This is a genomic window from Allokutzneria sp. A3M-2-11 16 (genome assembly GCF_024213555.1).
Lineage (GTDB): Bacteria > Actinomycetota > Actinomycetes > Mycobacteriales > Pseudonocardiaceae > Allokutzneria.
In genome coordinates, this window is the sequence record NZ_JANAVO010000036.1 from 1 (window position 1) to 12,048 (window position 12,048).

Here is a 12,048-nt window from a genome sequence, read left to right on the forward strand (position 1 = left end):
TGGACCACACCGAACGGGAAGACCGCCGAAACCGAAGCGGAACCGATCGCCGAACCCGCACCCTTCTAAGACCTCACTAGGAACCCTGGGTGTGCTTGCGGAGCGCGGCCAGGGCCTGGTCGGCGTGGACCTCGAAGCGCAGCTCGCTCTTGATCACGTCGAGGACGGTGCGGTCGGAGCCGATGATGAAGGTGTGCCGCTTCACCATCTTGATCAGCCGCCGCTTCACGCCGAACATCGCGGACACGGTGCCGTCCACATCGGAGAGCAGCGGGTAGTCGAAGGTGTGCTGAGTGGCGAACTGCTTCTGCTTGCTCACAGCGTCGCCGCTGATCCCGACGCGTTGCGCGCCCAACTCGGCGAACTCGGCGCCGAGATCGCGGAAGTGACACGCCTCGGCGGTGCAGCCGCCGGTCATCGCGGCGGGGTAGAAGAACAGCACCACGGGGCCATCGGTGAGCAGCTCGCTCAACGTGCGGGGCTCCCCGTCCTGATCGGGGAGCGTGAAGTCGGGAACGATCTCACCGGGGCGCATCAGCCATCCTTCCTCGGGGGCAGCGGGACGAAGCCGCTGGTGAGGGAAACGTACTCGGCGTAGCCGGGGCGGTCGCGCATGGGAGAGGAATGCCCATACTCTGCGGCACTGGCGCCAACGGGTTCACGGCCAGTTGGGCCACCATCGCCCAGGCGCGGCTTTGAGAAGCCCCGCGCGGGGTAGCCCAAGATCATGGTTCTTGTTGGGACGGCGGGGTGGACCGATCGCGGGCTGACCGAAACCGGGTGGTATCCGCCGGGAGTGCCCGACGCGGACCGCCTGACCAGCTACGCGGAGCGCTTTCCCCTGGTGGAGGTCAACACCTCCTACTACGCCATCCCCAGGCCGGAGGTGGCGCAGGGCTGGGTGGACCGCACTCCCGAGGACTTCACCATCAACGCCAAGGCGTTCGCGGCGTTGACCAAGCACACGGTGCGCTCGTCCTTCCTCCCGCCCGACCTGCGCCCGGACGCGGAGCGCGTTCGGCTCCGCGACCTTTCCGGGGAGGTCGCCGACGAGCTGTGGTCGCGGTTTCTCCTTGCGGTGGAACCGATCCACGCGGCGGGGAAGCTGGGCCTGCTGCTGTTCCAGTTCCCGCCGTGGTTCCGGCCGGGAGAGGCCGCGCGCCAGTACCTGGTGGAGTGCAAGCAAAGGTGTGCGCCGATGCGGATCTGCGTGGAGCTGCGCCACTCCACCTGGCTGAACCACGTCAACGGCCCCGAGACGCTGGCGTTCCTCTGCGAGCACGACCTGCCGTACGTGTCGGTCGACATGCCCCAGGGCTACGACGACTCCATGCCGCCCTTGCTGGTCGCGACCTCCGACATCGCCGTGCTCCGGCTGCACGGACACAGTCCACAGTGGACAAGCAAGGACATCGAGCAGCGGTTCCGCTATTCCTACTCCGACGAGGAACTGGCCGCGTGGGCGCGCCGTGTGCGCGAACTCGCCGAGCCGGTGCACGTGGTGTTCAACAACTGCTACCGCGACGAGGGCCACCGCAACGCGGAGCGATTCCAGGAACTGCTCGCTGAGCTGCCCTAGCCGCCGTTCTGCAAGCGGCCCCCCACGATCGTGACACCACCCCGAACCATCCCCAGCGCAGCCCAAATCCCCGTTTCGTACTCTTGTCGGGATTTTGGAGCGCTCTTTTTCCCGTTATGAGTACGAAACGGGGTTCTCTAGACGGCACCCGCCGTGGATGGGGTGGACGGGCGGGTGGAGTGCATGGGCAGAGTTTACTTGGTGTGCGGAGTGCTTGGAGGACTTGCGATACGGACTAGACGCGGGGCGGCTGAGGAGAAGGCCGTTTCGTACTCACAACGGGAAAGGGAGTGCTCCCACATCCCGCTAAGAGTACGAAACGGGCAAGACGTCGCTGCCCCTGCGCTACGAGCGGGTGTCGCGGCGCAGCGGGTGGTCGGCGGGGATCTCCACCAGCACGATGCGCACCCCGTCCGGATCGCGGATCCAGCCCTCGTGCAGGCCCCACGGCTCCACCTTCGGCTCCCGCAGGACCTCGACGCCGAGCGAGACCAGCTTCTCGAACTCCGCCCGCACATCGCGGACCTGCATGTACAGCGACGTGCTGCCCGGCGCGGAGCCGTCGCCGCCGTGCGCGGCCACCTCCAGCAGACCTTGGCCGAGGAAGAACACCGTGCCGCCGGGGAACTCGCGGAAGATCGCGAGGCCGAGCACGTCGCGGTAGAAGGCGCGGGAACGCTCCGGGTCGCGGGGGCGCAACAACACCCTGCTGCTCAGGATCTCCATGTACCCACCGTGGCAGCCCGCGAGCCGGAGCGCACGGTCACACTCCCGCGTGGGTCCGAATCCAGTCGCGGAACCGCGCGAGGTGCATGTAGCTGGTCTCGCCTTCCGGCTTGGAAGCGGGGAAAACGCCCGAGGACAACACCCCCGCCTGCACCGGCTTGCCGGTCACCGCGCTGGTCACCCAGGCCGGGCCGCCGGAGTCGCCCTTGCCCCAGCCGTACACGGTCACGGGCATGTCCTTGACCAGGTCGGTCCCGGTGACGCAGTGGCCCGCGGTGATGGCCCAGCGGGGCGCGATGACCGTTGCCGAGCACAGGCGCCTGTCAGGACGCCCGGCCCGCGCGGGGGTTCGCGGCCTTCAAGGAGTTGAAACACCTACCGGCTTGAGTGATGACGCGAACCTGACCGGGTTGGCAGGCTCGTTGGTGTGACTGGCATCGACGACGACCGCCTCGCCCTGGCCGCCGCGCTCACCCGGGACGAGGTGGACGAGGTCCTGAGCGAACTGGACGAGCAGATCGAGCTCCTGCGCACGGCGCAGCAGCGGACCGAGGCCCACTACCGGGAGATGGCCGAGGCGCACCGCAGGGCGAAGGTGCCGAGGTCGGGCCTGGACGTCGCGCACCCGCGCGCGGTGGTCAGCACCGAGGTCATGTTCCTCGCCGAGCAGCATGACACCGCGACCAAGGAGTCCTACCGCAAGGTCGCCGCGTGGTTCGCCGACATCGCCGTGCTGGCGCTGGAGGAGGCCGTGCACGGCACCCCCGTCGAACCGGCGCGGGTGGTCGCGGTGATCAACCCCGGCCTGCTCTCCCGGCCGCAGCTGCTGGAGGTCGTCGACCGCTACCGGCCCGGCCTCGCCGAGGACTACCTGCTGGAGGCCGACGACGCCCGGCACGCGCTGTGGGGCAGCGAGTGGAACGACTTCTGGCTCTGCCGCCTCCCCGATATGTCCACTTTGGACAGACTGCCGCGGCTGTCCGAGGAGGTCTTCGCCGAGATCCGGGCCGCGCTGAAGCGGGTGCTGCTCGCGGTGCAGTCCGGGCAGACCGCGTTCGAGCTGGAGGACTGCGGCAGGCCGCTGACCGTGGACGAGCTGGCCCGCGCGTGCGCGCTCAACAGCGACCTGCAGCGCATGCCGGAACTGCTCAGCGAGTTCGCCAGGGTGATCAGACGCGGTCTTCCGGCTCTTCGCGCGGCGGGGTGAGCTTGGCGAAGGCGCGCAGCGCGCCGGGGCTGACCTTCGACAGCGCCAGCGAGACGCGGGCCTCGACGGTCACCGGGACCAGGGGCGCGTTGCGCAGGACCGCGCGCAGGATCTGCACGGCGACGCGCTCCGGCGGGTAGTTGCGCACCTCGTAGCTCTTGGCGGCGCGCTCGCGGAAGGCGGCCTGCTCGGCATCGGTGGCCCCGGCGAAGGTCGTCGTGCCCGCGATGTTGGTGTTGACCAGGCCGGGGCAGATCGCGGTCACGCCGATGCCGTTCTGGGCGAGCTCCGCGCGCAGGCACTCGCTGAGCATGAGCACCGCCGACTTCGTCGTGGAGTAGGCGGGCAGCACCTGGGTCGGCGTGTAGGCCGCCGCCGACGCGATGTTGACGATGTGGCCGCCCTCCGCGCGCCCCGCCATCGCCGCGCCGAAGAGGCGGCAGCCGTGGATCACGCCCCACAGGTTGACGTCGAGCACGCGCTTCCACTGCTCCGGCGTGGTGTCGAGGAACGCCCCGGCCATGCCGATCCCGGCGTTGTTGACCACGATGTCCGGGATGCCGTGCTCGGCGAGCACGGTGTCGGCGAAGCGCCGCATGGCCGCCTCGTCGGCGACGTCGACCTGGTAGGCGGCGCCGGAACCCAGACGCCGCACCGTGTCCTTCGCGGCCACGTCGTTGATGTCGGCGGCGATCACCTCGGCGCCCTGCGCCGCGAACGCCTCCGCCGTCGCCCTGCCGATGCCGCTGCCCGCGCCGGTGATGACGATCAGCTTGTCCGCGAAGGGTTTCCGGTTCTCGGCGACCCGGTGCTGACGCAGCGCGCGGGTGCTCTTCCCGGTCTCGACGTGCTCGACGAACTCGTCGATCATCCGCGCCACCGCGTCCGGGTGGCTCAGCGGTGCCCAGTGCCCCGCCGCCAGCGGCCGCCGCCACAGCTCGGGCACCCACCGCTCCAGGTCCTCGGCCAGTGCGGGGGAGACGTAGCGGTCGTGCAGCGGAGTGATCGCCTGCACCGGAACCGACGTGCGCCGCACACGCGGATTTCGCAGGCGCGGCAACATGTTCGCGCGGTACAGCTCCATGCCGAGCACGCCGTCCTTGGCGAGCACGCGGGTCGGCCGCGGGTGCTCGATCCCCTCCGTGCGCCACAGCATCTTCGCCCAGTTCCGCGCGATCACGGTGCGCCACAACAACGCGGGCAGCACGGGCAGGTGGAAGAACAGGATGTACAAGGAGCGCAGCTGCTGGGAGATGACCTGTCGCAGGCGTTTCGGGGTCGGTCGGCGCAGCCTGCTCCGCCTCCAGTGACCGACGTGGTCCAGGCACGGCCCGGACATCGTCGTGTACGAGGCGATCCGGTGCCGCATCGCGGGATCGGTGACCGCCTCCCACGCCTGGATCGAACCCCAGTCGTGGCCGACGACGTGCACCGGCCGGTCCGGGCTCACCGCGTCGGCGACCGCGAGCAGGTCCTCGGCCAGGCGCTCGGTGCGGTAGCCGGAGCGCTCCTTCGGTCCGGTCGAGGTGCCGGTGCCGCGGGTGTCGTAGGTGACGACGTGGAACCGCCCGCGCAGGTGCTGCGCGACCCGGTCCCATACGTGATGATCATCGGGGTAGCCGTGCACCAGCAGCACCGTCGGCCGATCGGGAGCACCGCTCTCGTACACCGCGAGTCGTGCCGATCCGGACCGCACTGAGCGCATGTCGTCTCCCGACCACTAGTAGACGTCGTGTCTAATATTGATGTGAGCAGGACTCGTGTCAATGCCACGCGCAGGCGACTGCCAGTCGCCCAGCGGAGGGACGAGATCGTGGCCGCGGCGCAGCGGCTGTTCGGCACGCGCCCGGACGGGGACGTGACGGTTGACGCGATCGCGGCCGCCGCCGGTGCCTCACGAGCCTTGGTCTACCGGTACTTCGGCGGGAAGCGGGCGCTGTACCTGCACGCGCTGCTGGCCGCCGTGGACGATCTCGCCCGGGTGATCGAGCCGCCACCCGGGCCGCCGCTGTCGCGGTTGCGCTTCGCCGTATCCGGCTACCTCGACTTCGCCGAGCGGCACGCGCACGGTTATGTCGCGCTGCTGCGCGGGGCCACCCAGAACGCGGAGGTCGCCGAGATCGTCGGCCGCACGCGCGAGCTGATCGCCGAACTGGCCCTGGAGGGCCTGGAGCTGGACCGGTCGCGGCCGCGCCCGCGCCTGCTGCTCGTCGGCTGGGTCGCCGCGGCCGAGGCGATGACGCTGCACTGGCTGGAGCACCGCGGGCTCTCCCGCGACGAACTCGCGGAGCTGCTCATCGAGAACCTGCTCGCGATCCTGCCGCTACCCGATCAGGGCTGACGCATCAGCCCGCCGCGGTGAGCGAGCACCACGGCCGCCACCCGATCCCTGGCGCCGAGCTTGCCGAGCAGCTGCGAGACGTAGGTCTTGGCGCTTCCCGGGGTCACGCCGAGCCGTCCGGCGATCTCGGCGTTGGTCAGCCCCTCCGCGAGCAACCGCAGCAGCTCGATCTCCCGGCCGGACAGGGCCGCGATCCGCGCGTCCGGCTCGGGCAGGTCGACCACGTCGAGCACCTTGCGCGTCACCGAAGGGGCCAGCCGCGCCTCACCTGCCGCGACCGAGCGGACCGCCGCCAGGATCTCCTCCCGCGACGCGTCCTTGAGCAGGAAACCGTCGACACCGGCCCGCAGCGCGCCGTGCACGTACTCCTCGTCGTCGAAGGTGCTGAGCACCAAGATCCGCGTCGCCGACCCCGCGAGCCGCCGGGCCACCTCGTTCCCGTTCCCGCCCGGCATCCTGATGTCCAGCAACAGCACGTCCGGCCGGAGCCGGTGGGTGGCCTCGACGGTCTCGCCTCCGGACGCGGCCTCGCCGATGACCTCGAAGCCCGCCACGTTCTCGAACATCAGCCGCAGGCCCATCCGGCTGATCAGGGAGTCGTCCGCGATCAGGAGCCGGATCACCGCGGCAACCTCGCCAGGACAGACCAACCGCCGTCAGTGGGCCCCGCGTGCACGGTGCCGCCGCACCGCCGCGCTCGCTCGGTCATCCCAGCCAGCCCCAGGCCCTTCGCCTCGGTGCGAGTGCTGACGGGATTGTCCACTGATATGTCCACAGTGGACTTCGTGTGGTCGACCCGGACGGTGATCTCGCCGTCGCCGTGACGGATCGCGTTGGTCAGGGCCTCCTGGGCGATCCGGTAGGCGGCGAGGTCGGTCTCGGCGGGCAAGCCCGTCGGATCGCCGTCAACGGTCAGCCGCACCGGCACTCCGCTGTTCTCGGCGCGCTCGACCAGGCTCGGCAGACGATCGAGACCAGGACGGCAATTTCCCTGGGCCCGCAACACTTCCCGCGTCTCCGTCAATCCTTCGCGACCGGTCTGCTCGATGAGCGCGAACACCTCCGCCGCGGTTTCGGGCCGGTTCCGAGCTCCGCGCGCGAGGGCGACCACTCCGGTGAGCGTGCTGGCCAGCAGGTCGTGCAGATCCCGCGCGACACGTGCTCGCTCCTCGGCCGCGGCGCGTTCGGCGTACAGGTCCGCGTGTTCCTGCCGCAGCCGGTGGTTCCGCCCGAGTGCCCAGAACGCGGCTGTCAACGCGAACGACTGCGTCGCGAAGAGCGCGAACCGGAACCAGGAGACGGTGTCCTGGGTGGTCAGCCACACCACCGCGGGCGTGCACAGCAGCACAGGAGCGAATCGGGACACAGGCTTCGGCGTCGCGGCCACCGAATAGATCGCGAACCACGAGCACGGGGTCAGCACGCCTTGGAGGTAGGGGTCCGCGATGACCGCCGTCGCAAGGGCTGCCTCGACCAGGCCGAGAACGAGGACCGGCCTCCTCGACCGCCACGCCAGTGGGAGGCAGCCCGCGAGGACGACGAGCTGACCCAGCGGGCTCTGCGCCGGGGCGGACGCGTTGTAGATGGCGAGGCCGAGCACGGCCACCGCGGCCGCCACCGCGGAGTCCTGCACGGAAAGCTGTCCGATCACCAGTCCACGGTAGACGGACATCGCATTGACCCCGGTCAACATCGAGGTCGGTCCCGCGACCGTCTCCGTTCCGGTCGACTGGGACCGGCCGGAAGGCCGTTCGATCGCCCTCGACGTCGTCCGGCTGAAGGCGACCGCTTCGTCCAGGCGCAGCGGCGTGGTGCTGTTCAACCCCGGCGGCCCCGGTGCCTCGGGCGTTTCCGCGCTCATCCGTGCCGCGGGTGCTTTCACGGGCCTGCGCTCCCGGTTCGACGTGGTGAGCTGGAACCCGCGTGGCACCGTGCTGGCGAAGTCACCGTCCTGTGTGGACGGACCAGAAAGCGCTGCGCCCGCGAGCGCGGCGGAGTACAAGAGCACGGCACAGCGCAACGCCGCGTTGTTCGCCCGCTGTCGCGACACGGACCCGGAACTGTTCGACCACAGCGACTCGATCTCACAGGCGAGGGACATGGATCGCATCCGGGAGGCGTTGGGAGAGAAAGAAGATCTCCTACTTCGGCCAGTCCTACGGGGGCGTATTCGGCGTCACCTACGCCCGCCTCTTCCCGGAGCGGGTCCGCGCGATGGCCTTGGACGGCGTCATCAACCACACTGCGGACAACGCCGCCCTGGAGACGATGATGTGGCATACCCTGCAACGCGCCTTCACCGAGTTCGCCGACCGCGAGCCCGGCTACGGCGCGGCTTGGCGCGCTCTCCTCGCCCGAGCCGATCGATCTCCGATCCCGGTCTCCCGCGCATCGAAACCTTTGGCGTATAACGCTTTTGACCTACAGAACGCCGCGTACGGATTCTTGATCGACAACGCGCGGCACGCGGAGCTGGCCGCGGCCATCGACCAGGCGTCGCGGGGGGACGCCGCGCTCTTCGCCGCCAGGGCCGGGATGCGCAAGTACTGGACGCCCGCGTTCAGCCTGGCGACTCAGTGCGCCGACGGGTTCCGGTACGCCAGCTACGACGACTTCGCCGCGTCGGCGGCACGGGAGCGCGTCGCCGCGCCCGACTTCCCGACCTTCCGAACCGGCTACCAGGCTTCGACCTGCGCGGGATTCCCCGGCCCGGTGCGCAATCCGCGCGGACCGCTGGACGGAGCGAAGCTGCCTCCGCTGCTGGGCGTCTCCGGTCTGGTGAACCAACCCGAGACCGGGGATGTCGTCCACCGAGTCCCGCGTTCGGTGATGGTTCCCGTCTCGAAGTGGGAACACGTGCTTTACCAAGGAGATCCGGCGGTGCGCGAGCGGATCGACCGCTACTTCGGTGAGAACACCGCTCCAGGACGACGGCGGGCACCCGGCCTCCGCCAACCGGAAAGCCGCGATCGCCCCACCGAACCCGCTGTCGATGATGACGGCGCGGTGCCGCTCCTCCGTGACCGGTAGCCGCCGCGGCGACATCGACGCCGCCAGGGCCAGACCCAGGAGGCTGCGACGGCTGACCGTACAGCTCACATAGCTGAGTGTAGCGATTCCGTCACTGTTGGTGTGATCAGCCGCTGACGCCCGCGTGCTTCGGACCGCGCAGGTACGCCCACAGCACCGGCTTGGACTGGTCCTCGGTCTGCGCCGGGCCGCGGTCCGCGTAGTGCGCCGGGCACCCGCGCGTGCCGCGCTCGACCGCTTCGGGGTCCGCGACGAACTCCGGCTTGAGGTGTTCGGTGTCGTAGTAGCGGTGGAACACCGGCGTCAGACCGCCCGACATCGGCGGGACGATCCAGCTCCAGTCCGCCGGGCACTTGCGGCCCGCGCGCTCCTCCTTGTCGATGTGCTTGAGGAAGTGCTGCGATTCGGTGTGGTGATCGGTGATCGTCACGCCCGCCTCGGCGTAGGAGTGCAGCACCGCGCGGTTCAGCTCCACCAGCGCGCGGTCCCGCCAGAGGGTCGTCTCGCTGCTGGTATCCAGTCCCAGTCGCTCGGCCAGCTCCGGCAGCATGTCGTAGCGGTCGGCGTCGGCGAGGTTGCGAGCGCCGATCTCGGTGCCCATGTACCAGCCGTTGAACGGCGCCGCCGGGTAGGAGACGCCGCCGATGACCATGCGCATGTTGCTGATCGCCGGTACCGCGTGCCAACGGAGACCGAGTTCCGCGAACCACGGGTGGTCGGGGTGGGTCAGGCGGACCTCGTCCACCGCCGTCCTCGGCAGCGGGAACAGCCTCGGCCCCTCCTCCGGCGTCTCCACCACCAGCGGCAGCACGTCGAAGCGCCCGCGTTCCCGCGGCGGCTGCCAGCCCATGGACGTCACGGTGCCGGTGAAGTCCGAGTAGCGCGGATCGCCCAGCACCCTGCCGTCGCCGTCGCGGTAGCCCGCGTAGCGGATCAGCTGCTCGTTCCAGATCCGCGGCGCCGGCCTGCCGGGCGCTTCCGGGGCGAAGATCGTGATCAGCGGGCGCAGCCTGCCGCGGTTGTGCGCCAGCCGCAGGTGCTCGACGCACTGCGCGGCCACCTCGGTCGCGCTGCGCACCGCCCGCATGTCGCGCACGCGGAGGCTGCGCCAGTACAGCCTGCCGATGCAGCGCGCCGCGTTGCGCCAGGCCACCCGCGCGCCGAAGGAGAGTTCGGCGGTGGTGTGCTGGTAGGACCCGGTCATCTCGATCTCGGTGCGGACCCAGGCCACCCGGCGTTCGACCGGTCCGGCGTCGGGGTTCTCGCCGTGGAAGATCCTCAGGAACTCCTCGGCCTCATCGGCGTCAACGACCTTCTCGCCGGTGGGCGCCTCGGTCGGAGCGGCCAGGTGTGGGGGCAGCGCCCAGGTTCCGGCGTGCGCTCCGGTGTCGTCAGCCACCGCGTGAACCTATACGCCCGGAAGATCACCCGTCACCGCTGTCCGGGTAGCCGGATACCCGAAGATCGCTCACTCTCGGCAGCTTCGTCAGCGCTGATCACCCTGGTGAGCGAGTTGCGCGACGGCCTCGGCCACCGCGAGGTCACCGCCCGTCACCTCGACCTGGCGGTGGATCGTTTCCGGTGCGTCGAGCAGCGCGAGCAGCACCAGTGCCACGTCCTCCCTGGTGATCGCGCCCCTCGGCAGCTTCTCGGCGATCCTCACGCGCCCGGTCGCGGGCTCGTTGGTCAGCGCCCCCGGCCGCAGCACGGTCCAGTCGAGGTCGCGGCCCCGGACGTCGGCGTCGGCCGCGCTCTTCGCGCGCAGGTACGTGGCGAAGGTCTCGTCCATGTCCGGCGGCGGCGTGATGTCCGCGTTCATCGCCGAGATCATCAGGTAGCGCCGCACCCCGGCCAGCTCGGCTCCGTCGGCCAGCAGCGCGGCGGCGTCCCGGTCCACCGTCAGCTTCCGCCCGGCCCCGCTGCCCGGCCCGGCCCCGGCCGCGAAGACCACCGCGTCCGCGCCCCGCACCACGTCGGAGACCTGTTCGGCCGTTGCCGACTCCAGGTCCAGCACGACCGGCTCGGCCCCCGCCGCCCGCAGGTCTTCGGCGTGGCCGGGGTTGCGGATGATGCCGACGGGGTGGTCGCCGCGCGCGGCGAGCAGGCGCTCCAGGTGCAGGGCGATCTGGCCGTGGCCACCGGCGATGACGATGCGCATGCGGTCAGGCTAGTGAGCGGAACGGGGATCCACCGAGCGAAACCCTTGAACACTTAGGTATGCCTTGCTTTACTCGGACGGGTCCGTGTTCCGGCGAGGGAAGGCCCGCATGACCGCGACGACCGACACCCGGCCCGCGCAGGTCCTGTCCTACGTCCACTTCCGCGCCCAGGTGCGCGAGGTCCGCAGGCTCACCCCGAACATGGCTCGGGTGACGCTCGGCGGCCCCGATCTGGCGGGGCTCACCAGCGGCGGCAGGGATCAGCGGATCAAGCTGTTCTTCCCGCTGGCCGGTCAGGAGCGGCCCGTGCTGACCAGTGGTCCCTCCTGGTACCAGGACTACCTCGCGCAACCCGATGACGTTCGTCCCGTGATGCGCACGTACACGCTGCGCGGCCACCGCCCCGAGCGCAACGAGGTCGATGTCGATTTCGTGCTGCACGGCGACACCGGCCCCGCTTCCGCCTGGGTGGCTCGTGCCCGGCGCGGTGACCACATCGGCCTCCTCGCGCCCAACGTGCTGCACACCCCGGTCCTCGGCTACGAGTACCATCCGGTACCCGGTACCGATTGGCACTTGCTCGCAGGTGATGAGACCGCGCTCCCCGCGATCGGCGGCATCCTCGAATCGCTGCCCGCGGGCGCCGTCGCCAAGGTCTTCGTCGAGGTCCCCGAGGACTCCGACCGCCAGGAGATCCACAGCGCCGCCGATGTCGAGATCACCTGGCTCGCACACCACCACGGCCCGTCCCGCCTCCTCGACTCCATCCGCGACGCGGAGTTGCCGCCCGGCCAGGCGTACGCGTGGATCGCGGGCGAGTGCACCGTGGTCAAGCACCTCCGCCGCCACCTGCTCCGCGAACGCGGCATCGCCAAGGACGCCCTCTACTTCTCGGGCTACTGGCGTCGCGGTGCTGACCACGACAACCTGTGAGGTCTTAGAAGGGTGCGGGTTCGGCGATCGGTTCCGCTTCGGTTTCGGCGGTCTTCCCGTTCGGTGTGGTCCA

13 protein-coding genes are annotated in these 12,048 nt (G+C 70.1%); 5 read left to right on the top strand and 8 right to left on the bottom strand.

Annotated features, from left to right (window positions below; genetic code table 11):
• Positions 1-76 precede the first annotated feature (76 nt).
• Entirely contained in the window at positions 77-535 is a 459-nt protein-coding gene (locus NLX83_RS40530) for a peroxiredoxin (protein ID WP_254240622.1), read from the bottom strand.
• A 192-nt stretch (positions 536-727) separates the two neighbouring features.
• On the opposite strand from NLX83_RS40530, the gene NLX83_RS40535 reads away from it, so the two are divergent.
• On the top strand, positions 728-1,579 hold the full coding sequence (locus tag NLX83_RS40535) for a DUF72 domain-containing protein (RefSeq protein WP_254240623.1): 852 nt from the start codon (positions 728-730) through the stop codon (positions 1,577-1,579).
• Positions 1,580-1,924: 345 nt separating this feature from the next.
• Here NLX83_RS40535 and NLX83_RS40540 read toward each other — a convergent pair whose 3' ends face one another.
• Both NLX83_RS40540 and NLX83_RS40545 read right to left on the bottom strand, forming a co-directional pair.
• A complete protein-coding gene (locus NLX83_RS40540; protein ID WP_254240624.1) occupies positions 1,925-2,305 on the bottom strand; it encodes a VOC family protein in 381 nt (126 codons plus the stop codon).
• A 37-nt stretch (positions 2,306-2,342) separates the two neighbouring features.
• A complete protein-coding gene (locus tag NLX83_RS40545) occupies positions 2,343-2,540 on the bottom strand; it encodes a hypothetical protein (protein WP_254240625.1) in 198 nt (65 codons plus the stop codon).
• Between the two features lie 192 nt (positions 2,541-2,732).
• Between NLX83_RS40545 and NLX83_RS40550 the strand changes: the two genes are divergently transcribed.
• On the top strand, positions 2,733-3,512 hold the full coding sequence (locus tag NLX83_RS40550; protein WP_254240626.1) for a hypothetical protein: 780 nt from the start codon (positions 2,733-2,735) through the stop codon (positions 3,510-3,512).
• Here NLX83_RS40550 and NLX83_RS40555 read toward each other — a convergent pair.
• Positions 3,475-5,217 carry an SDR family oxidoreductase gene (locus NLX83_RS40555; RefSeq protein ID WP_254240627.1) on the bottom strand — a complete coding sequence of 581 codons (1,743 nt, stop codon included), beginning with the start codon at positions 5,215-5,217 and terminating at the stop codon, positions 3,475-3,477. The two genes, NLX83_RS40550 and NLX83_RS40555, sit on opposite strands and share 38 nt — an antisense overlap.
• 42 nt (positions 5,218-5,259) lie before the next feature.
• On the opposite strand from NLX83_RS40555, the gene NLX83_RS40560 reads away from it, so the two are divergent.
• Positions 5,260-5,853, top strand: a complete 594-nt coding sequence (locus tag NLX83_RS40560) for a TetR/AcrR family transcriptional regulator (protein ID WP_254240628.1) — start codon at positions 5,260-5,262, stop codon at positions 5,851-5,853.
• Here the strand turns inward: NLX83_RS40560 and NLX83_RS40565 are convergent.
• Both NLX83_RS40565 and NLX83_RS40570 read right to left on the bottom strand, forming a co-directional pair.
• Positions 5,844-6,476 carry a response regulator gene (locus NLX83_RS40565; protein WP_254240629.1) on the bottom strand — a complete coding sequence of 211 codons (633 nt, stop codon included), beginning with the start codon at positions 6,474-6,476 and terminating at the stop codon, positions 5,844-5,846. The genes NLX83_RS40560 and NLX83_RS40565 overlap by 10 nt on opposite strands.
• Positions 6,473-7,954 carry a sensor histidine kinase gene (locus NLX83_RS40570; RefSeq protein WP_254240630.1) on the bottom strand — a complete coding sequence of 494 codons (1,482 nt, stop codon included), beginning with the start codon at positions 7,952-7,954 and terminating at the stop codon, positions 6,473-6,475. Before NLX83_RS40570 ends, NLX83_RS40565 begins: the two co-directional genes overlap by 4 nt.
• Positions 7,955-7,989: 35 nt before the next feature.
• Between NLX83_RS40570 and NLX83_RS40575 the strand changes: the two genes are divergently transcribed.
• Complete coding sequence (locus NLX83_RS40575) at positions 7,990-8,883, top strand: alpha/beta fold hydrolase (RefSeq protein ID WP_254240633.1); 894 nt, start codon at positions 7,990-7,992, stop codon at positions 8,881-8,883.
• Between the two features lie 106 nt (positions 8,884-8,989).
• Here NLX83_RS40575 and NLX83_RS40580 read toward each other — a convergent pair whose 3' ends face one another.
• Both NLX83_RS40580 and NLX83_RS40585 read right to left on the bottom strand, forming a co-directional pair.
• On the bottom strand, positions 8,990-10,282 hold the full coding sequence (locus tag NLX83_RS40580) for a nitric oxide synthase oxygenase (RefSeq protein WP_374118872.1): 1,293 nt from the start codon (positions 10,280-10,282) through the stop codon (positions 8,990-8,992).
• Between the two features lie 87 nt (positions 10,283-10,369).
• Positions 10,370-11,041, bottom strand: coding sequence for an NAD(P)H-binding protein (locus tag NLX83_RS40585; RefSeq protein WP_254240631.1), 672 nt, complete (start codon positions 11,039-11,041; stop codon positions 10,370-10,372).
• A 109-nt stretch (positions 11,042-11,150) separates the two neighbouring features.
• Between NLX83_RS40585 and NLX83_RS40590 the strand changes: the two genes are divergently transcribed.
• Complete coding sequence (locus tag NLX83_RS40590; protein ID WP_254240632.1) at positions 11,151-11,975, top strand: siderophore-interacting protein; 825 nt, start codon at positions 11,151-11,153, stop codon at positions 11,973-11,975.
• Positions 11,976-12,048 lie beyond the last annotated feature (73 nt).

Bases quoted from the DNA above. Each gene is read 5' to 3' on its own strand.
- NLX83_RS40530 (WP_254240622.1), bottom strand. From the start codon at position 535: ATGCGCCCCGGTGAGATCGTTCCCGACTTCACGCTCCCCGATCAGGAC.
- NLX83_RS40535 (WP_254240623.1), top strand. From the start codon at position 728: ATGGTTCTTGTTGGGACGGCGGGGTGGACCGATCGCGGGCTGACCGAA.
- NLX83_RS40540 (WP_254240624.1), bottom strand. From the start codon at position 2,305: ATGGAGATCCTGAGCAGCAGGGTGTTGTTGCGCCCCCGCGACCCGGAG.
- NLX83_RS40545 (WP_254240625.1), bottom strand. From the start codon at position 2,540: ATGCCCGTGACCGTGTACGGCTGGGGCAAGGGCGACTCCGGCGGCCCG.
- NLX83_RS40555 (WP_254240627.1), bottom strand. From the start codon at position 5,217: ATGCGCTCAGTGCGGTCCGGATCGGCACGACTCGCGGTGTACGAGAGC.
- NLX83_RS40570 (WP_254240630.1), bottom strand. From the start codon at position 7,954: ATGTCCCTCGCCTGTGAGATCGAGTCGCTGTGGTCGAACAGTTCCGGG.
- NLX83_RS40585 (WP_254240631.1), bottom strand. From the start codon at position 11,041: ATGCGCATCGTCATCGCCGGTGGCCACGGCCAGATCGCCCTGCACCTG.
- NLX83_RS40590 (WP_254240632.1), top strand. From the start codon at position 11,151: ATGACCGCGACGACCGACACCCGGCCCGCGCAGGTCCTGTCCTACGTC.